Source organism: Mycobacterium sp. 1081908.1 (assembly GCF_001673535.1).
In the GTDB taxonomy this organism is placed as follows: domain Bacteria; phylum Actinomycetota; class Actinomycetes; order Mycobacteriales; family Mycobacteriaceae; genus Mycobacterium.
Map to the genome: position 1 here is coordinate 57,970 of NZ_LZLY01000014.1, position 23,977 is coordinate 81,946.

Consider the following 23,977-nt stretch of genomic DNA (forward strand, 5'->3'; position numbering starts at 1 on the left):
GACCTCGGCAGGATATGTCCATCGCAACGCAGCCATCCCGGTATGCGGTACCGGAGTCGATCGGCGTCGCGGACGACTGGCGACTCGAGCGGGTCACCGCGCCCAGCCGCCTATTCGGCGCCAACGGCCTGCGCACCGGCCCGGACGGGCGCGTGTACATCGCGCAGGTGACCGGCAGCCAGATCACCGCGCTGGATCACCGCACCGGGGAACTGGTGGTCGTGAGCGCCAAGGGCGGCGAGATCGTGGCGCCCGACGACGTCGCCTTCGACGCGCGCGGCAACCTGTACGCGACCGAGGTCATGGACGGCCGGGTCAGCGTGCGCGACACCGCCGGTCGGACCCGGGTGCTGCGCGACGACCTTCCGTCGGCCAACGGGATCACCTTTCATTCCGGCCGGTTGTTCATCGGCGAATGCCGCGAGGGCGGGCGCCTGCTGGAGTTGGACCTGGCCGGCGGGCCGCCGCGGGTCATGCTGGACGGCGTACCCTCCCCGAACGCGATGGAGGTCGGCCCGGACGGGCTGCTGTATTTCCCGGTGATGGGCGCCAACGAGATCTGGCGCGTCGACCCCGACGGCGGCGAACCGCAGTGCGTCGCTGGCGATCTCGGCGTGCCCGACTCGGTCAAATTCGACCCGCAGGGCTACATCGTCTCCACTCAGGTGGCCAGCGGACAGGTGCTGCGCATCGACCCACGCACCGGCGAGCGGCGGCTGCTGGCGCAGCTGAGCCCGGGGCTGGACAACTGCGCCCTCGTTGGCGACCGGGTGCTGGCGTCCAATTTCACCGGCGAGATCACCGAGATATCGCCGGACGGCGCGACGCGAACGGTGCTGCCCTGCGGTCTGAACTGGCCGCTGGATTTGACCGTGGGCCACGACGGGCGGCTCTACATCGCCGACGGCACGTACTTCTATGTGACCGCGCCCGACGGGTCGTTGCACACCGTGGGGATGCTGTTCAGCCCCGGCTATCCCGGATTCCTGCGCGGCGTCGCGGCGAGCGGGCCCGGCGAGTTCGTCGTCACGACCTCGGGCGGCCAGGTCGGGCGCTATCGGCCGGCGGCGAGCGAAACCGAGGTGCTGGCAGACGGTTTCGATCAGCTTTACGGCGTTGCGCTCGGTGCTGGGGGCGTGGTCGTTGCGGAGCTGGGAACCGGGCGGGTGTTGTCGCTGCGGCCGGGGGGCACCGATGTGCTGGCCACCGGCCTGCGCGAACCGGTCGGCGTGGCGATCGGCGCGGACGGGGCGTGCCTGGTCGCGGAGGCCGGCGCCGGGCGGGTGGTCCGGGTGAACGGATCGGGGATCGACACCGTCGTCGCGGATCTGCAACGGCCCCAGGGCATTTGCGTGCACGACGATGTGCTCTACATCGTCGACGCCGGCGCAAAGGAGTTGGTGGCGTTCGAGGCGACCACCGGGGATCGGCGGACCGTCGCCTCGGGTTTGCCCGTCGGCCCCCCGGCCGGGGTGGTGCCCAAGCCGCTGAAAGGCATGCCGCCGTTTTCCGGTCCGCAGGGTCCCTTCGCCGGCATCGCCGCTGCGGCCGACGGGACGCTCTACGTCTCGGCCGACGGGGAGGGCAGCGTCCTGGCATTGCGCCGAGCGCGGGACGGCCGCTGATGTCCCAAGCCATCTCGAGCGAGCACCGCTACCTGCAGATCGCGCGAACGCTGCGCAAGGAGATCGTCGACGGCGTGTACCCGGTGGGCTCGCAGTTGCCCACCGAACACCAATTGTGTGAGCGATTCGCCGTCAGCCGCTATACCGTCCGGGAGGCGCTGCGGCGGCTGCGCGAGGACAACCTGGTCGCGTCGCGGCCCCGCGCGGGAACGCGCGTGGTTCCCCGCCCGGCGTCCAGTTCCTATGCGCAGGACACGATGTCGATCGACGACCTGCTCGCGTTCGCGTCCGGCGCGCAGCTGAACATCGAGTCCAACGAGATGGTGACGATCGACGACGAACTCGCCGCTCAGACCGGGCTGCCGGCGGGCACGCAGTGGCTGTCCGTGCGCGGCTACCGGCGGTCCGACGGCGCGCCGGCGCCGCTGTGCCGAACGGAGTACTACATCAACCGCGACTTCGCCGCGGTCGGCAGGTTGCTGCAACGCCACACCGGCCCGATCTTTCCGTTGATCGAGGACCTGTTCGGGGTGAGCATCGCCGAGTTGCGCCAGGAGATCGCCGCGGTGTTGCTGCCGCCCGAGCTGGCCGACGGCCTCGGGGTCGCGGCGGGTACGGCGGCCCTGGAGATGCGGCGCACCTATAAGACCTCCGACGGCGAGGTCGCTCAGGTAACGGTCAACACCCATCTGTCGTCGAGCTTTCGGTACGCGATGACCATGCGCCGGGTGAATGATTAGGCCCCGCACAGTGATAGACACGGCGCGGGCGACGGAGGCATACCGGCGCGGCTTGTGGGTCACCACCACGCTGGCCGACTCACTGCGCGCCGCCGCGGAGACCTCGCCACAGCGGACCGTGGTGGTCGATGCGGACACTCGTCTCGACTGCGCCGCGCTGCACGACCAGGCGGCCCGCTTGGCCAACGCCCTGTTGGAACGCATGCCGACCGGCAGCGCGGTGTCATTCATGCTGCCGAACTGGCACGAGGCCGCCGTCATCTATCTGGCCGCGACGCTGGCCGGGATGGTGGTGAACCCGATCCTGCCGTCGCTGCGCGACCACGATTTGCGGTTCATCCTCGAAGACGTCGAATCCGCGATGATCTTCGTCCCGCACCGGTTCGGCGGTCACGACTACGCGGCGATGCTCGACCGGGTGACCGCCGCCATGAGCCGGGCTCCCGAGGTGGTGGTGCTGCGCGGCGAATCCGGGTCGCACACACCGTATCCGGCTCTGCTGGCGGGCGATCCCGATCCCGCGAGGCTACCGGTCCTCGATCCCGACGCCGTACGGATGGTCCTGTACACGTCGGGCACCACCGGCCACCCGAAAGGCGTGCTGCACAGCCACAATTCCATCCACGCCCTGATCAGTCAGATCCGTGACCAGTGGAACGTCGAACCGGGCGATACGTTCCTGGTTCCGTCGCCCATCGCCCACATCGGCGGATCGATCTATGCGTTCGAGTGTCCGTTGCTGCTGGGCACGACCGCGGTACTGATGGACCGGTGGGATCCGGCGGCGGCCGTGGCGCTGATGAACGGTGAACGCTGCACCCACATGGCCGGGGCGACACCGTTTCTGCAGCAGCTGCTGTCCGCCGCCGAACGCGCCGAAACTCGCCTGCCCGACTTGAAGGTATTCATCTGCGGCGGCGCCTCGGTGTCGCCGTCGCTGATCCGGCGCGCCGCCGCGTATTTCGACCGAGCGGTGGTCACCCGGGTCTATGGCTGCACGGAGGTACCCGTCGCGACGGTCGGCGCACCCCGGCGAGACGAAGCGGACCGAGCCGCCGACACCGACGGGCGGGCCGGGATCGCCGAGATCAAACTCGTCGCCCACGACTCCGCAGCCGACGGTGACGGTGAGATCTGTGTGCGCGGCCCGCAGATGCTGCTGGGCTACCGGCATCGGCAGGACGACGCCGATTCGTTCAATGCCACAGGCTTTTTCCGCACCGGGGACCTCGGGCGCTGGGTCGATGGCCAATACCTCGTCGTGACCGGCCGCGCCAAGGACGTCATCATCCGCAACGGCGAGAACATCTCGGCCAAGGAGGTCGAGGACCTGCTCGCCGACCATCCCGGCATCGCCGAGATCGCGGTCGTCGGACTGCCCGACGATCGAACCGGGGAACGGGCGTGTGCGGTGATCGTGCCCGCGGGCGAGTCGAAGCCAGCTGTCGCCGACCTGCTGGCGCTGCTGCAAAGCAAGGGCGTCGCGAAGTTCAAGGCCCCCGAACAGGTGGTCATCTGGGATGCGCTGCCCAAGAACGACGCGGGCAAGGTGCTCAAACATCGGATCAGGGCGGCGTTGACACAACCGGAGTCACAGGATGGGTGAGATACAGGTCGCAATCGTCACGGGCGCAACCAGTGGCATCGGCTTGGGATGCGCAAAGAGACTCGCCGAGATGGGGATGGCGGTCCTGGGCACGGGCCGCGACGAGGACCGACTGGGCGAACTGCAAGAGTCCATCGCCGAGCCGGCGCGGGTCGCGACCCTGGCCGTCGACCTGACCGACGACGACGCGCCGCGGCGCATCGTCGACCTCGCCGTCGACCGCTGGGGTCACATCGACTTCCTGATCAACAACGCCGGGGTCGGCAACCCCAAGCCGCTGCACGAAACGGACGACGAAACACTGGACTACTTCCTGGGTTTGATGCTGCGGGCACCGTTTCGGCTCGCGCGCGAGGTGCTGCCGCACATGGCGCCCGGCTCGGCGATCATCAACATCACCTCGACCTTCGCCGTCGTGGGCGGGCTCCGCGGCGGCGCCTACTCCGCCGCCAAGGGCGGGCTGACCGCGCTGACCACCCACATCGCCTGCCAGTACGGCCCCGCCGGCATCCGCTGCAACGCCGTCGCGCCCGGCGTGACCGTCACGCCGATGGTCGAGAAGCGCCTGCAGGACGAGCGGTTCCGCAAGATCAACACCGAGATGACGCCGCATCAGCGGTTGGGCACCGTCGACGACATCGCCAGCACCGTCGCGTTCCTGTGTTCGCCGGGCGCGAGTTTCATCAACGGGCAGACGATCGTCGTCGACGGCGGCTGGAGCTCGACCAGGTACCTGTCGGACTTCGCGCTGAACTCGGAGTGGTTGGCGCGGTGAAGGTTTCGCCCGCGGCTTTCGTTCGCACCACTCTCCCGCTGGACCTGTCGAGGCTGGCCGATCTGGATACCGGTCGGTACCACTCGATCTGGCTGCCCGACCACATGGTGAGCTTTTGGCCCGACGCGCTGTGGACCCCGGAGTTCACCGACCTCGCGACGGCGTCGCCGTCCCCGCATCGCCACCTCGACGGCATGGCGGTCGCCGCGGCCGCGGCGGTGCTGACCGACACCGTGCCGCTGGCGACCAGCGTCGTGGACACGGTGCGCCGCCACCCCGCGATGCTGGCCCAGAGCGCGCTGACCATTGACCATCTCTCCCGGGGGCGATTCATCCTGGGCCTCGGCAGCGGTGAGAGCGAAAACATCCTGCCCTACGGTTTCGACTTCGCCAGGCCCGTCAGCCGCTTCGAGGAAGCGGTGCGGGTCATCCGCCTGCTCTGGGACAGCGACGGGCCGGTGGACTTCGAGGGCCGGTTCTACCGGCTGGATCACGCCCGGCTGGACACCGAGCCCTACCACGGGCGCTTCCCGCCGATCTGGATCGGCGCCAGCGGGCCACGGATGCTCGACATCGTCGGGCGTTACGCCGACGGCTGGTGGCCCGCCGGGGCGTGGACCCCCGACCACTATGCCGAGATGCTCGGCGCGGTAAGGCAATCGGCCGAGCGGGCCGGCCGCGACCCGATGGCGATCACGCCGTGCTACGTGCAGGTGTGCCTGATCGGCGAGGACGACGACGCGATCGAAAGGATCGTCCGCGCCCCGCTGGTGGCCGCCGTCCTGCTGCAGGTGTCGGCGGACGTGTTGCGCCGCTTCGGCTTCGACCATCCGATGGGCGACGACTGGGGCGGCTTTCATGACATTGACCCGACGACGCTGACGCGTGACCGGATCATCGACTTCCTGGGCCGGGTCAAGCCCGAGGCGATCCGGGCGGTCGTGCCGCACGGCACCCCCCGTCAGGTCGCCGCAATCATCAAGTCGTACGTGGACGCCGGGCTCCGCGTTCCCAAGATCCTGGACTACGGGGCGATGGCCGGGCTGGAGTTCGGCGCCGCGTCGGCGGCCAACGTCCGCAAGACGGAGGACGAATTGCTGGCCTTGTGTGGGGGCCAACCATGACGGCCCGACTCGATGCGGACGCGATGCTCGCCCGCGCGCAGGCCGAGGCGGGACTTGACGACTACGGCGATCCGACGCTGCCGGAGCGGTTCCGCTTGGCCGTCGACCACCTGAACGGTATCGGCATGGACGCCAACGGCATTGACCAGGCCGAGCGCGTCTGTCATTGGCTGCTGACGTCGCGCCTGGAGATGATCGAGGACCGCAACCGCTACCCGATCGCCGCCGAGGTGATCGATCACCCGATGTTCGTGACGGGGGAGCCGCGCTCGGGTACCACGCTCGTGCACGCGCTGATGGCGGTGGACCCGCACGCACGCGCGCTGCGCTTCTGGGAGGTGATGTACCCGTCGCCGCCTCCCGGTACCACCCGCCCGGACGACCCCCGCCGCGCCCGGGCCGACGCCGACTGGCGCGAGATCAACGCCAAGATGCCCAAGTGGCTGCTCAGCCACCCGTACAACGACATGCTCGGCGACGGCCTCCCCGAAGACGAGCGCACCTGGGCCTTCGACTTTCGGGTGATGACCCCGACCGCGTGGTGGCGGGTGCCGATGCAGACCCTCGTCGGTGGTCTGCCGACCGACCCGGCCGCGCAGTACCGCCTGCACAAGGCGATGCTGCAGCAGTTTCAGTACAACCGGCCCCGGAAGTACTGGGTGCTGAAGGGATTCCACGGCTTTCGCCTCGAGGAGTTCTTCGATGCTTATCCCGACGCGAACCTACTGTGGTTGCATCGCGACCCGGTCCAGGTGGCGGCGTCGCGCACCATGATGATGGCCGACATCCTCGACGGCATCGTCGGTCCGATCGATCTCGCGGTCGAGGCGAAGAAGCACCTCGAGATGACCCGGGCCAGCATCGCCAACACCATGTCCAACCCGATGGTGGACGATCCGCGGATCCTGCACGTTCCCTACACCGACTTCGTCGCCGACCCGGTCGCGACCGTCGGACGCTACTACGCCTTTTGCGGGCGGGCCCTCACCGGCGAGGCCGAGGCGTCGATGCGGGATTACCTGGCCGACAACCGCGGCGACCGCTACGGGAAGTTCCGTTACTCCACCAGGCTGCTGACCGACATCGGTGAAAACCTCGAAGACCTGCACGCCGAGTTCGCGCCCTTCCGCGAGCGATTCGGGGTCAGCATCGAGAAGCGCGATTGACATGACCGCGCGCGAACGGCTCTCGGTCCACAACGTGACGTTCCTCGGGGCGGATACCGCTGAGCTACAGAAGAATTGGACCACCCTGGGCCTGCGACACCTGAGCGTCCTCGATACGCAACTGCTCGACCCCGGCTTCGTGCGCCTGATCCGAACCGAAGGGTACGCGGTCGAGGCGGTCTACCATCTGTTCGGCGCCGGTGCGGAATTGTCCCGGCTGATCGACGCGGCCGCGGCCACCGGTGCGCGGTGCATCTACATGCTCACCGGCGGCCGGGGTGGGCTCACCTGGGAGCGGGCGGCGGAGCGGTTTTGTCGCGCGGTCGAGCCGTGCGTGCGACAGGCGGAGCAGGCCGGCGTCGGCCTGGCCATCGAGAACGCGTCGAGCCTCTACGCCGACATCCATCTCGCACACAGCCTGCGTGACACCATCGCGCTCGCCGAGCTGGCGGGGCTCGGCATCTGCGTCGACCTGTTTCACTGCTGGGCCGAAGCCGACCTCGGTGGCCTGCTGCGGCGGGCGCTGCCCCGCACGCAGCTGATCCAATTGAGCGATTACGTGCTGGGGGACCGGGCGCTCCCGGCCCGCGCGGTGCCCGGTGACGGCGCGATTCCGATCGAACCCTTCGTGGCTCAGGCGTTGGCCGAGGGCTATCGGTTCGGTTTCGACCTGGAACTGCTCGGCCCGCGCATCGATGCGGAGGGCAGGTTGGCGGCGGCCGGGCGCGCCTGCGCGGCGGTGAGCGCGATGCTCGACAGGCTCGGCGGCTGAGGAAGGGCGGGGCGCAATGGCTTTCGGTGACGGGCCGGACGATGCGGCGCTCGACCGCGCATGGGGCGAGTTCTGCGAGCGATTGCAGGCCGCCGGCAAGCGGGCGTTCAAGGATCTCAACGCGACCTCCGGCTTGCAGCGCGCCGACGCGTTTCGCTTCCTGACCCAGAACCTGGGTCAGGCATTCGATCTGGCCCTGGAAACCCGCGACACCCGCTATCCGGTGCTGCACACCTTTTGCAATCCGACCCGCAAGCTGGGTGGAGACTGCGCCGATTTCACCTACCAACAGGTCTGGATCGACGGCGAATCGACCTACCGAATCACCGGAACCCGCGGCACCGCGCCGTTTTTCAACATCACCGTGCAGGGGGCGCGGGCGGACGGTCCGAACGTCCTGCACGAGCCGTTCGGCGACGTCCCGGAGGTCAACCTGTTCGGCCACCAACTGCGCGTCGAGCCGGACGGCACCTTCGAGCTCTACATCGGTGGTCGAAAGCGCGACCCCAACTGGCTGCCGACCACCGCGCATTCGCGCAAGCTGTTCATCCGCCAGGGCTTCGACCGCTGGGACGAGAGCCCCGCCCGGATGCGGATCGAGCGCGTCGACATGACTTCGCCGAAGCCGCTGCCCACCCCCGGCACCATGGTCGAGGCCATGCGCTGGGCCGGTGATTTCGTCACCGGGCTCATGAGCGACTGGCCCGAGTTCCCGTTCACGCACGGCGGCGTCGACGGCGAACATCCGAATCGGTTCCCCCGCCCGGACACGTCCGATGCCGACGCCAAGCGCGGCCGAACCGCCGCCAACATGTACTGGGAACTCGGCCCCGACGAAGCCCTCATCGTCGAGTTCGACGCCCACGAGGGCTTGTGGATGATCACGAACATGGGCGCCTATTTCACCAGCATGGACTTCCTGTACCGGCCGGTGAGCTACACCCCGAGCCGCGCATCGGTCGACAACGACGGCAAAGTCAGACTGATTCTGGCCCACCGCGACCCGGGTTTCCGCAACTGGATCGACACCCAGGGATTCGAACGCGGGAACCTCACCTACCGCCACATGCTCGCGGGTCAGCCCGCCACGCTGACGACCCGGCTCGCCAAACACGCCGAACTCGGGCACGCGTTGCCCCCGGAAACCGCGCGCGTCACGAGCGCCGAACGCACCGCTTTGATGTGGGAACGCTTCAACGGAATCCGCAACCGATTTCCCCTCTGATGCGGCTCCGGGCGCGCGTGTCTTCCGCGAATCCGGGCTGCCTCGCAACTAGGCTGGCTGCGATCAAGAGGAGGGGCAGCGACGTATCGGCATCAATCTTGGCGCCGGGCGACAGAGTGGCCAGGGCGCATTAACGACGGACACTGAGCCGGGCGGGAGGTACCCCGCGCCGGCGCGTTCCGCTCGGCGGCCGCGATGGGTCGCCCCCGTGCGCCGCGTCGGCCGGCTCGCGATCTGGGATCAACCGGAACGGCGCAGCGGCATCCCGGCGCTGGACGGGCTTCGCGCGATCGCGGTCGCGCTGGTGCTCGTTGGGCACGGCGGCATCCCGGGCGTCGGCGGCGGCTTCATCGGCGTCGACATCTTCTTCGTCCTCAGCGGCTTCCTGATCACCTCGCTGCTGCTCGACGAGCTCCAGCGCACCGGTCGAATTGAGCTGACCGGCTTTTGGATTCGGCGCGCGCGACGGCTGCTGCCGGCCCTGGTGTTGATGGTGCTCACCGTGGGTGCGGCGCGTGAACTCCTGCCGAGCCAGTCGCTCACCGGGTTGCGCGACGACGCGATCGCCGCGTTCCTGTGGGTCGCGAATTGGCGGTTCGTGGCCCAGAAGACCGACTACTTCACCCAGGGCGCCCCGCCGTCGCCGCTGCAGCACACCTGGTCGCTCGGGGTGGAAGAGCAGTACTACTTCCTCTGGCCGGTCCTGCTCATCGCGGTGACCCTGTTGTTGGCCGCGCGGGCCCGGCGCTACTTCAGGCGGGCCACCGTCGGCGGGGTGCGGTTCGCCACCTTCCTGATCGCCAGCACCGGCGCGCTCGCGTCGGCGGCGGTCGCCATCGTCCTGGCCTCCGACTCCACGCGCGACCGGATCTACTTCGGCACCGACACCCGTGCCGAGGCCCTGCTCACCGGCGCCGCGGCGGCGGCCCTGCTGGTCAGGGATTGGCCGTCGATGAACCGCGGCTGGTGCCTCATCCGGAGCCGGTGGGGCCGGCGGGTCGCCCGAGTTCTGCCGCTGCTCGGTCTGGCGGGGCTGGCGGCGGCGACCCACTTCGCGTCGGGCCGCGCCGGCGAGTTTCGTCACGGCCTGCTCATCGGGGTCGCGGTTGCATCCGTCGTCGTGGTCGCCCCGGTGGCGATGGAGCAGCGCGGTGCCGTCGCCCGCGTCCTGGCCCTGCGTCCCCTGGTATGGCTGGGCACCATCTCCTACGGCGTGTACCTGTGGCACTGGCCAATCTTTTTGGCCCTCAACGGCGAACGCACCGGATGGTCCGGGCTGCGGCTGTTCGGCGCGCGGTGCGCCGCCACGGTGGTGGTCGCCGCCGCGTCGTGGTGGCTGATCGAACAACCGATCCGGCGGTGGCGCCCAGCGCGGGTTCCGTTGCTGCCGCTCGCGGCGGCCACCGTGGCCAGCGCCGCCGCGGTGACGCTGTTGGTGGTCCCGGTGGGCACCGGGCCCGGCCTGCGCGAGGGCCTGCCGCCGGGAGTCTCGGCGGTGGCCGCGGTCTCGCCGTCCCCGCCCGGTGCCGCCCGGCCCGCGCCCCGCGATCCCCACCGGCCCTTCACCGTTTCGGTGTTCGGGGATTCGATCGGGTGGACCTGGATGCACTACCTCCCGCCGACACCCGGGTTCGCGTTCCTCGACCACACCGTCATCGGCTGCAGCCTGGTGCGCGGCACGCCGTATCGGTACATCGGCCAAACCCTTGAGCAGAGACCCGAATGCGACGGCTGGCCCATCAGATGGTCGGCGCAGCTCGGCCAGGATCAGCCGGACGTGGCGCTGCTGATCATCGGCCGCTGGGAGACCGTCGATCGTGTCAACGAGGGGCAGTGGACCCATATCGGCGATCCGACCTTCGACGCCTACCTCAACGGCGAGCTGCAGCGAGCGCTGAACATCCTGAGCGCCAACGGCGTTCGTCTGGTGGTGGCGACCGTGCCGTACAGTCGTGGCGGCGAGAAGCCGGACGGTCGCCTGTATCCGGAGGACCAGCCCGATCGCGTCAACCTGTGGAACACCATGCTCCGCAAAACGGTTGCCCAGCGCGGCGGCGTCCAGATTCTCGACCTGAACAAAAAGCTATGCCCGGACGGGGTTTACACGACCAAGGTCGACGGCATCAAGGTGCGCAGCGACGGCGTCCACCTCACCCCCGAAGGGGTGAAATGGCTGACACCCTGGCTCGAGGAATCCCTGAGATAGCCGTTAATCGCCCGTGCGGCAGCTGATTTCCATGCTGTCGCTCTCTCGGACGAGGAAGTTGAAGCTGACGTATCCGTTGTCCGGGTCGCGCACGCGGTCGAGATAGGGCTGCATGTCCGCGGAGCTGGCGTTGTCCGCGACGATCAGCGCGCCGGTCTTCAGGCGCGGTTCGAGCAGCTCGATCACCGGTAGGTAGAGGTCCTTCCAGCCGTCGAGCAGCACGAAATCGACGGGGCCGTCGACGTTGTCCAGCGTGGTCAGCGCGTCGCCCTCGAGGATGGTGATCACGTCGTCCAGGCCGGTCTCGGCGAAAGTCGTTTTGGCCGCGGCGATCTTGGTGGCGCTGAGCTCGGTGGTCACCACCCGGCCGGCGCCGTTGTCGCGCACCGCCGCGGCCAGGTGCACCGCCGAGATTCCGAAGGACATGCCGAACTCGACGATCGTGGCGGGCCGGGTCGCCCGCACCAGGGCGTAGAGCAGTCGGCCGGCTTCCGGCGTCACCGGGATGTAGAACTCGCTCATGGCGTCGGCGCGTTCCTGGGCGCTCATCGGCCGGTCGAAATCTCCAACCCTTTCGCGCAGCTTCGACATCTGATCTTTGGTTTCGGTGTACATCCGGTCGAGCACGGTCGCGACCTCGGGCGCCTGCAAAGTATTAGCCATGGTTTCGAGGGTAGCCGCGACGGCGGATGGGCCCGTTGGGTTAACAAAAGCCAACGTAATGGTTGCGTAAAGTAATTTGACGCGCTTTGGGTCGCGGTGCAAAATGGACGGGCAAGCACCTCGGTAGGTGAGGCGTCTGCACGGATATAGGCCACTGACCCCGAACGTCGAGAGACGCCCCGGGTCAGGACAGCTCTTCCCGGACCCAAGGGTTGAGCCCAAGTGGCTTCCGGATGATGTTCGGATACGCCGTGCAGTGCCGAAGCTCCGACGAGAGGGGTGCGACCGGCGGTTTTGCGCCGGTCATTTCGCCTTCTCCCGTTCAGGTGAGTGTGACGACACCCGCGTGTGTCCCGGCCGTGAGGAGGTGAGGGCGAGATGAGTCCCGGCGACAGTCCGTATCCCAATTCCGTCTTGTCCCGATCCGGTTCCGGCATTCATTCTGCCGCCTGATTTTCTCGGGTGCTCGATAACGCTGCGCGTCAAGCATTTTGCGGGCGACTGGGCGTATGCCACGGGCCGATCGGACCTCCCGACAGGAGACGATCATGGCTTTTGTTGTTACCCACCGTCTTACCGGTTCACAGCGGGGACGCGGCCAGTCGATGCTGCGCATCGGCCGACTGTTGGTCAGCAAGCTGCACGCGCGCAGCGCGCTGACCCCGCAGGAGCGGGCCAATCTGTACGTGTCGCGGATGCCGATCGCGGTTATCTCGGCCTCGCTGGGCGGGCATCCGTCGGACACCGCGGGCAACCGCCGGTGATTCGCTGATCCGAGCCCGAACTTGGTTGAGATAGCGAGAATTCGATGACGTCGATCTCCACGGAGCTCGAGGGCGGCGTGCGCGCCTCCGAGGCGCCGGTCCAGGCCGTGCTGGATTCGGCGCACGCCGGCGACATCGTCGGCGCGTTCGGCCGCATCCGCCGCGACGGCGCAGTGGGAGGCACCGGTGGTCGCTGGCGGCGGCTGCGGACGCTGCTGGTCATCACCGGGCCCGGCCTGATCGTGATGGTCGGCGACAACGACGCCGGCGGCGTGGCGACGTACGCGCAGGCGGGGCAGAACTACGGCATGGGGCTGTTGTGGACGCTGGCACTGCTGATCCCGGTGCTGTACGTGAACCAGGAGATGGTGCTGCGGCTGGGCGCGGTCACCCGGGTCGGCCACGCGCGGCTGATCTTCGAGCGCTTCGGCAAGTTCTGGGGGGCGTTCAGCGTCGGTGATCTGCTGATCCTCAACGCGTTGACGATTGTCACCGAATTCATCGGCGTGTCACTGGCACTCGGGTTCTTGGGCTGCCCCCGGGCGATCGCGATCCCGGCCGCCGCGGTGTTGTTGTTCGCCGTGGTGGCCGGGGGTTCGTTCCGCCGCTGGGAGGGCCTGATGTTCCTGCTGATCGCGGTGAACGTGCTCATCATTCCCATGGTGCTGATGGCGCATCCCACGCTGAAGGGAACTGCGCGGGGGCTGGTGCCGCAATTCCCGGGCGGGCTCAACTCCACCGTGCTGCTGCTCGTCGTCGCGATAGTGGGCACCACGGTCGCGCCGTGGCAGCTGTTCTTTCAGCAGTCCAATGTGGTGGACAAGCGGATCACGACCCGCTGGATCGCTTACGCCCGAGCGGATTTGATCATCGGCATTGTCGTCGTCATGGTCGGCGCGACGGCCTTGATGGCGGTGACCGCGTTCGGGTTGGCCGGCACCGCCGACGCCGGCGGCTTCACCGACGCGGGCGCGGTCGCCTCGGGCTTGTCCAGGCACCTGGGCGGCACGGTGGGCGTGCTGTTCGCGATCATCCTGCTGGACGCCTCTTTGATCGGCGCCAACGCGATCGGGCTGGCCACCACGTATGCCGTCGGTGACACCTTGGGCAAGCGACATTCGCTGCATTGGAAGATCAGCGAGGCTCCCCTGTTCTACGGCGGGTACGCAGTGCTGCTCGCGGTGTCCGCCGCGGTCGCGTTCAGCCCGGACCACATCCTCGGCCTGGTGACCCAGGGCGTGCAGGCCCTGGCGGGCGTCCTGCTGCCCTCGGCGACGGTGTTCCTGGTCCTGCTCTGCAACGACCGGGCGGTCCTCGGACCGTGGGTAAACACGGTGCGGCAGAACATCATCGCGTGGACCATCGTGTGGTGTCTGGTGGTTTTGTCGCTGGCCCTGACGGCGACGACGTTCTTTCCGGGGCTGTCCACGGCCACCATCGAGGCGGGGCTCGCGGTCGGCGCCGCGATCGGCATCGTGGGCGGGGCCGTCGCGATCATCGCCGGCCGGCGCCATCGCGACCTGCGGGACGCGGAAGCCATCGCGGGATCGCTCGGCGGCCTGGATCCCGAAGAGGTCGACGAACTCGACGACGCACCGCTGCTCACGCGCGCCGAACGTCGGGCCGTGCGCCGACAGGACCGGGCGCGCTGGCAGACCCCCAACCTGGCCATGCTCGACCGGCCGACCATGTCGCCGATCCGGAGGGCCGGGTTGTTCACGCTGCGTGGCTATCTGGTGGTGGCCGTCGTGTTCGTGATCATCAAGATCGTGCAGGCGGGAGTAATCGGCCCGGCCACGTCACTGTGAACCGTTCGGCAGCAGAACGATTTTGCCGCGAGTGTGCCGCTTTTCCAGTTCCTCGAAGGCATCGGCGACGCGGTCCAGCGAGTAGGTTCCGGCGACCTCGAAATCGATGGCGCCCCTAGCGATCAGGTCGGCCATCTCGGCAAGCACTTCCGGCGTCGACGCGTCCACACTGCCCTCGGTCTTAGCGCCGACCTCGCCGGCCTTCTGGAACGAGATGATGGTCTCGATCCGCTCGGGTGCGACGCCGAGATCCAATGCGAGCTGGATGTAGTCGGGGCCGAACAAGTCGATGAACGCGTCGATCCCGTCGGGCGCGACCTCTCGCAGCCGGTCGGCCAGGCCCTCCCCATATTCGACGGGGGTGACGCCGTGGGCGCGCAGCCAGTCGGCGTTACCAGGGCCGGCGATGCCGAGCACCACCGCCTTGCGCAGGGCCAACAACTGCACGACGAGGCCGCCGACTCCGCCGGCGGCCGCCGAAACGGCGATCGTTTCGCCCGGTTGGGGGTCGACGGCGCGAACGGCGGCATAGGCCGTCACGCCGACCACGTACAGCGAACCCGCGACCTCCCAACTCAATTCGGGGGGCTTGCGAATGAGTTGGTTTTCCGGGACGGCGGTGTGCGTGGCGTGGCTGGACCGGCGGAAGCTGAAGCCGAGGACCTCGTCGCCGACGGAAAACCCCGTGACCCCCGGTCCCACGGCGATCACCACCCCGGCGAGGTCGCTGCCCTCGCCGGACGGAAAGGTGGCGGGGAACATGTCGTGCATCGCCCCGCTTCGGATGGCCGCCTCGCCGGGGTTGATCCCGGCGGCGCGAACCTCGACGACCACCTCGTCCGGCCCCGGCGACGGCATCTCCACATCCGCCACGTACAACACGTCGCGGCCCCCATAGCGGTCGAATCGAACCGCTCGCGCCACCCCAGCCACCATCTGTCCCCTCACCCGGCGAATAGGCACTGCCTCCGGCCAGCATAGGCGTGTGCCGTCCCCTTGTTACCGTCTGCATTTCGCAGTAGCGTCATGCGCCGCGGACGGGACAGTGGATGGACACGGAGGGAACCCCATGAAGCTCGCTCGGATCACCGTCGCCGGCTGGGCGGTCGCCGCGGTAGTCGGCGCCGCGACCACCGGCTGCGGCGACTACCACCATTCGTCCCCATCCACGACGCTGCCGACCGGGGCCGCGTCGTCGACCGGTTCGAGCGCGGTGACGAGCCCGTCGGCGGGACAGCAGACGGATTACAGCAATCTGCTGATTAAGGCCAGCGACATCGGCGGCGACTTCACCACTCCCCAGCCGCCCGTGCTGAATCCGAACAACGCGGCGGGCGTCGCGCAGCTTTTCGCCAATGCCGACAACAGCCGCCGCATCGGGGACACGATCCTGATCGTCGCCGACCCGAAGGTGGCGGCGGCGGGAATCGAGAACACCAAGGCCAACTACGCGGGCAAGGTCAGTGGGACGTGGCAGCCCGTCGACATCGGTTCAAACGGGGCGATTATTTCCGGTAGCGCCCCGGGCAATTCCCAGGCGATCACGGTGCTGCTCTTCAACGAGGGCAAGGCGCTGGTCAACCTGGAATTCGACAGCGCGCCCAACGATCCGATCGATCCGGGCGTGGCGATCGACATCGGCCGCAAGCAGGACGCGGCCATCAAGGGCGCTCTGCCCGCCTAGCCCAAATCGGGTCGAGCCACCGCGGTCTCAAAACGTTGGGGCGCGGGATGCCTTTGTGCGCACCGGTTTCGGCCGGTCGGTCAGGAAACGACCTGGATGGGATCGCCGACGTTGACCTGGTTGAAGTACCAAGCCGCGTTATCGGGGCTCAGGTTGATGCATCCGTGACTGACGTTGGCGTGGCCCTGCGAGTCGACCGACCATGGCGCCGAGTGCACATACACGCCGCTCCACGTGACCCGGACCGCGTACTGTGCCGTGATCTTGTAGCCCTCGGGCGAACTCAGCGGGATGCCGATGGTCCGCGAGTCCATCACGACGGTGCGTTCCTTTTCCAGGGCGGTGAAGTTTCCGATCGGTGTGGGACGGCTGGGCTTGCCCATCGATGCCGGCATCGTGCGCAGCACTTCGCCGTTGCGGCTGACGGTAAAGGTGTGCCCGGACAGGCTGGCAACCCCGAGCAACTCGTCGCCGGTGTCAAAACCCGTCGTCAGGGCCTGCACGCCCACCGAGACGTGGGTGTGGGTGGGCCAGTAGTGGTTCGGAACCCACTGGACGACGTTGTTCTCGACCCAGTCGAAATGCCCGGGCATGTCGCTCGGCGATGTGACGTGAATCGTCCGTTCGGCGGCGGCGCGGTCGGTGACCGGCGCGGTGAACGTAACCACGACGGGATGCGCCACCCCCACCAGGGCTCCGTTAGCGGGCAAAACTGCGGCAACGCCGGGGACCGGCTCGGGCAGCGGGACGGCGGCCATGGTTCGGGCGCCGCTACTCAACGCGCCCATGCCGACGATCGCTACCATAACGAATAGATAACGAACCGCTTGACGCATGGCGCTTACCCTTTGCGATGGTTGGACCGACACAACGATATTCTACTGGTTGTCGGCGCATTCCGGTTTTCAGCAAACATTGGTATGTTCGCTGGGGCCTGTGCCACCGACGCCGCCGCCGGTCATCGGCGCGGCTGACGGCGCCGCCCACGCCCGCAAAGTGTTGAACCGTCGGCGGCTGCGCAAAACCGGTGATGGCACAACGGCTTTCGCGGCAGCAAAGGCGTGTTAGCCTCAGCCAGGCCGGTGCCCGAGGGCCTAGCCCGAACACCAAGGAGCGCGCGGGTGCTTTTCCGTCAACTGGAGTACTTCGTTGCGGTCGCCCAGGAGCGCCACTTCGCCAGGGCGGCCGAGAAGTGCTTCGTCTCGCAACCCGCGCTGTCCGCCGCGATCGGCAAGCTCGAACGCGAGCTCAACGTCACGCTGATCAACCGCGGACACAGCTTTGAGGGTCTCACGCCCGAGGGCGAGCGACTGGTCGTGTGGGCCAAACGGATTCTCGCCGAACACGACGCGTTCAAGGCCGAGGTGCACGCCGTGCGATCCGGCATCGCGGGAACCTTGCGGCTGGGCACGGTGCCCACCGCCTCGACGACGGCGTCGCTGGTGCTCTCGGCGTTCTGTTCCGAGCATCCGCTGGCGAAGGTGCAAATCCTCTCCCGGCTGGCCGCCACCGAGCTGTATCGGCGCCTGCGCCAGTTCGACCTGGACGCCGCCATCGTGCACACCGCCACCGACGATGCCCACGACGTGAACCTGGTGCCCCTCTACGAGGAGCACTACGTGCTGCTGTCGACGGCCAGCATGTTGCCCGCCGGCGCGTCGACGCTGACCTGGCCCGAGGCGGCGCAGCTACCGCTGGCGCTGCTCACCGCCGACATGCGCGATCGCCAGATCATCGACGAAGCCTTCGCCGGCCACGGGATCACCGTCACCCCACAGGTCGAAACCGACTCCGTCGCTTCGCTACTGGCACAGGTTGCCACGGGCAACTGGGCGTGCATCGTCCCGCACACCTGGCTGTGGACTTCGCCGCTCGGAGCGGATATCCGCGCGGTCGAGATGATCGACCCGGTGCTCAAGGCCGAGATCGCGCTGGCCACAAACTCTTCCGGGCCGGGCTCACCCGTCGCCCGCGCGCTCACCGCGTGCGCGCAACAGTTGCGGCTCAACGAGTTCTTCGACGCGCACCTGCTGGGCATCACGCGCCGGCGCTGACCACTGGCGGCGGAGCCGCCGCGCTGCTGGGGTTGAGCCCCGCCAGGTGCCCGCTTTCCACGCCGGCCGCCGGGTCGAGTTCGCAGTCGATGACCGACGGCCCCTTGCCGGCGATCGCCTCGGCCAGCGCGGTGCGCAGCTCCGAGGGGGTGGTGACGTGATATCCCTTGCCGCCGAACGCCTCTGCGATCAGCTCGTGACGCGCCCGCGCGTTCAGCACGGTGGGCGCGGGATCCGACCCGGTCGCGGCCGGGTCGGCCGGCGCCTCGTCGCCGCGGTAGACGCCGCCATTGTTGAGGATGACGACGGTCACCGGCAGCCGGTAGCGGCAGATCGTCTCGACTTCCATGCCGGAAAACCCGAACGCGCTGTCGCCCTCGATCGCGACGACGGGGTCGCCGGTCTCCACCGCGGCGGCGATGGCGTATCCCATGCCGATGCCCATCACGCCCCACGTGCCGGTGTCGAGCCGGTGCCGCGGCGACTCCATGTCGATGACGTTGCGGGCCAGGTCCAGCGCGTTGGCGCCCTCGTTGACCACATAGACCCCCGGGTTTTCCTGCAGCACAGAGCGAATGGCGCCCAGCGCGTTGTAAAACCGCATGGGGTGCGGGTCCTCGGCGAGCCGCTGAAGCATCTTGGCCTCGTTGCGGGCCTTGCGCTCGGCCAGCTCGTCGACCCATTCGGCGGGCGCGACAACGGGATCCGCGGCCGCCGCGTCACACAGCGCCGCCATCACCGAGCCGATGTCGCCGACCAGCGGCGCCTCGATCTGCCGGTTGCTGTCGAATTCGGATGCCGCGATGTCGATCTGGACGAATTTGGCATCGGCCGACCACTGCGGCGGCTCCCCATGGCCGAGCAGCCAGTTCAGCCGGGCCCCGACCAGCAGGACGGCGTCGGCGCGGGCGATCGCCAGCGAGCGCGCGGCCGCCGCGGACTGGGGATGTGAGTCGGGCAGCAGCCCTTTGGCCATCGACATCGGCAGGAACGGAATCCCGGTGTCCTCCACGAACTTCCGGATCGCGCCGTCGGCCTGGGCGTACGCGGCGCCCTTGCCGAGCACGATCAGCGGCCGCCGCGCCCGCCTGAGCACCGCCAGCGCGCGATCGACCGACTCCGGCGCCGGCAGCTGGCGCGGCGCCGGGTCGACGACCCGCCAAATGGTGGCGGACGCGGCCGACACCTCCATGGCCTGGCCCAGAACGTCGGCGGGGATGTCGAGGTAGACGCCGCCCGGGCGCCCCGAGATCGCGGTACGAATCGCGCGCGCCACGCCGCGCCCGATGTCCTCGACCCGGCCGATCCGATATGCGGCCTTCGCGAAAGGCCTTGCGGCGTCGAGCTGGTCGAGGTCCTGGTAGTCACCGCGCTGCAGGTCGACCATCGCGCGATTGCTGGAACCCGAGATCTGGATCATCGGGAAACAGTTCGTAGTGGCGTTGGCCAGCGCGGGCAGGGCGTTGAGGAACCCCGGACCCGACGTCGTCAGGCACACGCCCGGGCGGCGGGTGAGGAACCCGGCGGCCGCGGCGGCATTGCCGGCCGAGGCCTCCTGCCGAAAGCCGATGTAGCGGATGCCGGACGCCTGGGCGGTGCGGGCCAGGTCGGTGATCGGGATACCGACGATGCCGTAGATGGTGTCGACGTCGTTGGCCCGGAGGGCATCGACGACGAGGTGAAAGCCGTCGGTCAAGCGAGTCATGGTGGCGGCCTCCTCGGTGAGTGTTGCCGGTGGCTGGCTAAGTCATCACTGTCGTCTCGGTGCGCGTTGGTGTCCAAGACTAAGCCGCTATGCAGCGATTCACGCCGTCTATCGATAGCCGACGGCTATCGATCGTGAGCGGATCGGTATTGGACGGACACCGAGGTCTCGCGGCATGGTTCGAGCAGGAGCTTTCACGTTCAGCGAAAGGGGTTTGGCGATGAAGACAGGCAACCACACCGTCGCCGATCTGGTCGAGGTCGCGGCGAGCCGGCGACCGGACGCGGCGGCGCTCGTCGTCGGCGCCGATCGCACGCCGGTCAGCTACCGCGACCTGGTTCGCCTGGTCGACGACCTGGCCGGGCAGCTGAATCGGGCCGGCCTGTCGCCGGGTGATCGGGTCGCGCTTCGCGCGGGCAGCAACGCCGAGTTCGTCGTCGGGCTGTTGGCGGCGTCCCGGGCCGGCCTGATCGCGGTTCCGTTGGACCCGGCCTTGCCCGCCGGCGAACAGCGGGCCCGAAGCGAGGCGGCGGGGGCGCGGGCGGTGCTGGTCGACGGCCCGGCCCCCGGCGACGACCGGGAGCCGGACTTGCGGCGGTGGCCGATCGCGGTGACCGTCGGATCTGGAGAGGGCACGCCGACGGTGCGGCTGAACGCCGCGACCGCGCCGGGACAAGACGTTTCGACCCCGCAGGGGCTGTCCGACGACGACGCGATGATCATGTTCACCGGCGGCACGACGGGCGTGCCGAAGATGGTGCCGTGGACGCACAAGAACATCGCCGACTCGGTGCGGGCGGTCATCGCCGGCTACGGGCTGGGCCCGCAGGATGCCACGGTCGCGGTGATGCCGCTCTACCACGGTCACGGGCTGATCGCCGCGTTGCTGTCGACGCTGGCGTCCGGGGGCACGGTGGCGCTGCCGGCGCGGGGGCGGTTCTCCGCGCACACGTTCTGGGACGACATCGACGCCGTCGGGGCCACCTGGTACACCGCGGTCCCGACGATTCACCAGATCCTGTTGGAGCGCAACAAGACCGAACAGGCGGACAACAAGCCGGCCGCGCTGCGCTTCATCCGCAGCTGCAGCGCGCCGCTCACCGCGGAGACCGCCCAGGCGCTGGAGGAGACCTTTTCGGCGCCGGTGGTGTGCGCCTTCGGCATGACCGAGGCCACTCACCAGGTGGCGACCACCGGCGCCGGCCAGAGCGAAAGCCCGTCCGCCACACCGGGTCTCGTCGGCCGGTCCACCGGGCCCGAGATCCGGATCGCGGGACCAAAAGACGGTCGGGCCCTGCCCGCGGGCTCCGTCGGGGAGGTCTGGCTGCGCGGCACCACCGTGATGCGCGGCTACCTCGGCGACCCGGCGATCACCGCCGCGAACTTCACCGACGGATGGCTGCGCACCGGCGACCTGGGATCGCTTTCGGCCGCCGGCGATCTGACGATCCGCGGCCGAATCAAAGAACTGATCAACCGGGGCGGGGAGAAGATTTCGCCGGAGCGCGTCGAGGGTGTCCTGGCGACCCATCCCAACGTCCTCGAGGTGGCCGTGTTCGGCGTGCCGGACAAGATGTACGGGGAGACGGTGGCCGCGGTGATCGTGCCCCGCGAATCACCCGCGCCGACGACCGCCGAGCTCGCCGTGTTCTGCCGCGAGCGGCTGGCGGTCTTCGAGGTCCCCGCCACCTTCACCGAAGCCGCCGACCTTCCGCACACCGCGAAGGGCTCGCTGGACCGCCGCGCCGTGGCCGAGAAATTCGGTCGCGGGGCTCAATCCTGAGGCGCGCGCCGAGATTGCCGTGAGGGTCGTGATTTTGACGTCTGCACAACCATGGCGGCAATCTCGGCGAAACTACCGTCCCCCGTCACGCCGTGGTTTTCACCCGGGCCGCGGCGGACTCGGGCATGGGTTCGTAGCGCGCGAAAGAGCGGGTGAACGACGCGGCCCCATGCGCCAGCGAACGCAGGTCGATCGCGTACCGAGTCAGCTCGACCTGCGGCACCTCGGCTCTTACCAGCGTGCGTTCGTTGCCCGCCGCCTCGGTGCCGAGCACGCGTCCGCGGCGCCCCGACAGGTCGCCCATCACCGCGCCGACGAAATCGTCGGGCACCAGCACCGAGATCTCGTCGATCGGTTCCAGCAGGGTCACCTTGGTCGCCGCCGCCGCCTCCCGCAGCGCCAGCGCACCGGCCGCCTGGAACGCGAAGTCCGACGAGTCGACGCTGTGGGCCTTCCCGTCGAACAACGTGACGCGGATGTCGACCATCGGGTAACCCGCGTGCACGCCCTTTTCCATCTGCGCGCGGACACCCTTCTCCACACTCGGGATGAAGTTTCGCGGCACCGCCCCGCCGACCACCTTGTCGACGAATTCGAACCCGGAACCCTCCGGCAGCGGCTCCACCTCGATGTCGCACACCGCGTACTGGCCGTGCCCCCCGGACTGCTTGATGTGGCGGCCGTGCCCTTTGGCCTTGCCGGCGAAGGTTTCTCGCAGCGGGGTGCGGAGCTCGACCGTGTCCACGGTGACGCCGTACCGGTTGGCGAGTGCGTCGAGGACGACGCCCGCATGGGCCTCGCCCATGCACCACAGCACGATCTGGTGCGTTTCCTGGTTCTGCTCGATCCGCAGCGCCGGGTCTTCGGCGGCCAGCCGCCCCAGCCCGACCGAGAGTTTGTCCTCGTCGGTCTTGGCGTGCGCCTGAATGGCGACCGGCAGCAGCGGCTCGGGCATCGTCCACGGCCGCAAAACCAGCGGCTCGGACTTGTCCGAAAGGGTGTCGCCGGTTTCGGCGCGGCTCAGCTTGCCGATGGCGCAGATGTCACCCGCCACCACGGCGGCCGCCGGGCGCTGCTGCTTGCCGAGCGGGAACGACAGGACGCCGATGCGTTCGTCCTCGTCGTGATCGGGGTGCGAATGCCCGTTGCCGTTGGTCTCGCCGAAGAACGACGCAAAATGGCCCGACACATGAACCGTCGTGTCGGGCCTGATGGTGCCGGAGAACACCCGGACCAGGCTCACCCGGCCGACGTAGGGGTCCGACGTCGTCTTCACCACCTCCGCGAGCAGCGGTGCGTCGGCGTCACAGGCCAGCGTCGCGTGCGTCGCACCGTTCGGCGTGAAGACCTCCGGCAGCGGGTGTTCCATCGGCGACGGGAAGCCGCGGGTGGCGACCTCCAGCAGTTCCAGGGTGCCGACGCCGGTGCCGCTGCAGACCGGGATCACCGGGAAGAAGGAGCCCCGGGCAACGGCCTTCTCCAGGTCCTCGATGAGCACCGACTCGTCGATCGACTCGCCGCCGAGATACCGGTCCATCAGCGACTCGTCCTCGGATTCCTCGATGATGCCCTCGATCAGGCTGCCCCGCGCCTCCTCGATCCGGTCGGCGTCCGCCGGGTCCGGCGGATCGATGGTCCGCTTGCCGCCGGAATACTGGTAGCGCTTCTGTGACAGCAAGCCGATCAGGCCGTCCCCGGTCGGCAGGTAAAGCGGTAAGACCTTGTCGCCGAACGCGTTTTGCGCGGCGGCCAGCGCCTCGGAATAGTTCGCCCGCGCGTGGTCGAGCTTGGTGATCACCACGGCCCGTGGCATTCCGACCTGGCTGCACTCCTGCCAGAGCGACTTGGTCGGTTCGTCGACGCCCTCGTTCGCGGCGATGACGAACAGCGCGCAGTCCGCCGCGCGCAACCCGGCGCGCAGCTCGCCGACGAAGTCGGCGTACCCGGGCGTGTCGACCAGGTTGATCTTGATGCCGTCGTGCGACAGGGACGCCACGGCGACGCCGACGGAGCGCTGTTGCCGAATCTCGGCCTCGTCGTAGTCGCAGATCGTGCTGCCTTCGGTGACCGAGCCCGGTCGAGTCAGCACGCCGGCGGCGACCAGCAGCGCCTCCACCAGGGTGGTCTTGCCGCCGCCGGAGGGCCCGACCAGGACCACGTTGCGAACATCGCCCGGACCGTTCGCGGTGGGAGCGGCCCCCACGCCCAGCGAAGCGTTCGCCTTGTCCGCCATGACTTTCCTCCAGTTCCGCAGCGCTGCGGCGTGCCGTGGCACGG

The 23,977-nt window shown here is 68.7% G+C and carries 19 protein-coding genes and 1 riboswitch; of the genes, 14 read left to right on the top strand and 5 right to left on the bottom strand.

The genetic code is table 11. The annotated features are described in order from the left end of the window. The first annotated feature begins 14 nt into the window (after window positions 1-14). The 9 genes from A5655_RS01955 (at window position 15) to A5655_RS01995 (ending at window position 11,239) form a co-directional block, all read left to right on the top strand. On the top strand, window positions 15-1,625 hold the full coding sequence (locus A5655_RS01955) for an SMP-30/gluconolactonase/LRE family protein (RefSeq protein WP_067004968.1): 1,611 nt from the start codon (window positions 15-17) through the stop codon (window positions 1,623-1,625). Further along, window positions 1,625-2,365 (top strand): GntR family transcriptional regulator, encoded by a 741-nt coding sequence (locus A5655_RS01960; RefSeq protein WP_067004970.1) that lies wholly within the window; start codon window positions 1,625-1,627, stop codon window positions 2,363-2,365. Before A5655_RS01955 ends, A5655_RS01960 begins: the two co-directional genes overlap by 1 nt. Next, complete coding sequence (locus tag A5655_RS01965; protein ID WP_197508573.1) at window positions 2,361-3,971, top strand: AMP-binding protein; 1,611 nt, start codon at window positions 2,361-2,363, stop codon at window positions 3,969-3,971. The genes A5655_RS01960 and A5655_RS01965 overlap by 5 nt, the downstream gene beginning before the upstream one ends. Continuing rightward, window positions 3,964-4,746, top strand: a complete 783-nt coding sequence (locus tag A5655_RS01970; RefSeq protein WP_067004974.1) for an SDR family NAD(P)-dependent oxidoreductase — start codon at window positions 3,964-3,966, stop codon at window positions 4,744-4,746. The genes A5655_RS01965 and A5655_RS01970 overlap by 8 nt, the downstream gene beginning before the upstream one ends. After that, window positions 4,743-5,870 (top strand): LLM class flavin-dependent oxidoreductase, encoded by a 1,128-nt coding sequence (locus A5655_RS01975; protein ID WP_067005291.1) that lies wholly within the window; start codon window positions 4,743-4,745, stop codon window positions 5,868-5,870. Before A5655_RS01970 ends, A5655_RS01975 begins: the two co-directional genes overlap by 4 nt. After that, a complete protein-coding gene (locus tag A5655_RS01980) occupies window positions 5,867-7,036 on the top strand; it encodes a sulfotransferase (RefSeq protein WP_067004976.1) in 1,170 nt (389 codons plus the stop codon). The genes A5655_RS01975 and A5655_RS01980 overlap by 4 nt, the downstream gene beginning before the upstream one ends. A gap of 1 nt (window position 7,037) precedes the next feature. Beyond that, entirely contained in the window at window positions 7,038-7,808 is a 771-nt protein-coding gene (locus A5655_RS01985; RefSeq protein ID WP_067004978.1) for a sugar phosphate isomerase/epimerase, read from the top strand. Window positions 7,809-7,824: 16 nt separating this feature from the next. Beyond that, window positions 7,825-9,033 carry a DUF1214 domain-containing protein gene (locus tag A5655_RS01990; RefSeq protein ID WP_067004980.1) on the top strand — a complete coding sequence of 403 codons (1,209 nt, stop codon included), beginning with the start codon at window positions 7,825-7,827 and terminating at the stop codon, window positions 9,031-9,033. Window positions 9,034-9,241: 208 nt separating this feature from the next. Continuing rightward, a complete protein-coding gene (locus tag A5655_RS01995) occupies window positions 9,242-11,239 on the top strand; it encodes an acyltransferase family protein (RefSeq protein WP_067004983.1) in 1,998 nt (665 codons plus the stop codon). Between the two features lie 3 nt (window positions 11,240-11,242). On the opposite strand, the gene A5655_RS02000 is transcribed toward A5655_RS01995, so the two are convergent. Beyond that, window positions 11,243-11,902, bottom strand: coding sequence for an O-methyltransferase (locus tag A5655_RS02000; protein WP_067004985.1), 660 nt, complete (start codon window positions 11,900-11,902; stop codon window positions 11,243-11,245). A 112-nt stretch (window positions 11,903-12,014) separates the two neighbouring features. Beyond that, window positions 12,015-12,188, top strand: a riboswitch (M-box (ykoK) riboswitch). Between the two features lie 262 nt (window positions 12,189-12,450). On the opposite strand from A5655_RS02000, the gene A5655_RS27660 reads away from it, so the two are divergent. Further along, window positions 12,451-12,666: a hypothetical protein gene (locus A5655_RS27660; protein ID WP_156764652.1), complete on the top strand. Its 216-nt coding sequence runs from the start codon at window positions 12,451-12,453 to the stop codon at window positions 12,664-12,666. 44 nt (window positions 12,667-12,710) lie between these two features. After that, on the top strand, window positions 12,711-14,474 hold the full coding sequence (locus A5655_RS02005; protein WP_067004987.1) for an NRAMP family divalent metal transporter: 1,764 nt from the start codon (window positions 12,711-12,713) through the stop codon (window positions 14,472-14,474). Here the strand turns inward: A5655_RS02005 and A5655_RS02010 are convergent. Beyond that, window positions 14,466-15,410, bottom strand: coding sequence for an NADP-dependent oxidoreductase (locus A5655_RS02010; RefSeq protein ID WP_067004989.1), 945 nt, complete (start codon window positions 15,408-15,410; stop codon window positions 14,466-14,468). The two genes, A5655_RS02005 and A5655_RS02010, sit on opposite strands and share 9 nt — an antisense overlap. A gap of 133 nt (window positions 15,411-15,543) precedes the next feature. Here A5655_RS02010 and A5655_RS02015 point away from each other — a divergent pair, with 133 nt between their 5' ends. Beyond that, the gene (locus tag A5655_RS02015) at window positions 15,544-16,158 is read left to right on the top strand and encodes a hypothetical protein (RefSeq protein ID WP_067004991.1); all 615 of its coding nucleotides are present in this window, start codon (window positions 15,544-15,546) and stop codon (window positions 16,156-16,158) included. Between the two features lie 80 nt (window positions 16,159-16,238). Here the strand turns inward: A5655_RS02015 and A5655_RS02020 are convergent, their stop codons facing one another. Next, complete coding sequence (locus A5655_RS02020) at window positions 16,239-16,994, bottom strand: L,D-transpeptidase family protein (RefSeq protein ID WP_067004993.1); 756 nt, start codon at window positions 16,992-16,994, stop codon at window positions 16,239-16,241. A 285-nt stretch (window positions 16,995-17,279) separates the two neighbouring features. On the opposite strand from A5655_RS02020, the gene A5655_RS02025 reads away from it, so the two are divergent. After that, on the top strand, window positions 17,280-18,212 hold the full coding sequence (locus A5655_RS02025; RefSeq protein WP_067004996.1) for a LysR family transcriptional regulator: 933 nt from the start codon (window positions 17,280-17,282) through the stop codon (window positions 18,210-18,212). Here the strand turns inward: A5655_RS02025 and oxc are convergent. Continuing rightward, the gene (oxc, locus tag A5655_RS02030; protein ID WP_067004998.1) at window positions 18,196-19,917 is read right to left on the bottom strand and encodes an oxalyl-CoA decarboxylase; all 1,722 of its coding nucleotides are present in this window, start codon (window positions 19,915-19,917) and stop codon (window positions 18,196-18,198) included. The two genes, A5655_RS02025 and oxc, sit on opposite strands and share 17 nt — an antisense overlap. Before the next feature lie 220 nt (window positions 19,918-20,137). Here oxc and A5655_RS02035 point away from each other — a divergent pair, with 220 nt between their 5' ends. Then, window positions 20,138-21,700: a FadD7 family fatty acid--CoA ligase gene (locus tag A5655_RS02035; RefSeq protein ID WP_067005000.1), complete on the top strand. Its 1,563-nt coding sequence runs from the start codon at window positions 20,138-20,140 to the stop codon at window positions 21,698-21,700. An 85-nt stretch (window positions 21,701-21,785) separates the two neighbouring features. On the opposite strand, the gene A5655_RS02040 is transcribed toward A5655_RS02035, so the two are convergent. Beyond that, window positions 21,786-23,933 carry an elongation factor G-like protein EF-G2 gene (locus A5655_RS02040; RefSeq protein WP_067005002.1) on the bottom strand — a complete coding sequence of 716 codons (2,148 nt, stop codon included), beginning with the start codon at window positions 23,931-23,933 and terminating at the stop codon, window positions 21,786-21,788. Window positions 23,934-23,977 lie beyond the last annotated feature (44 nt).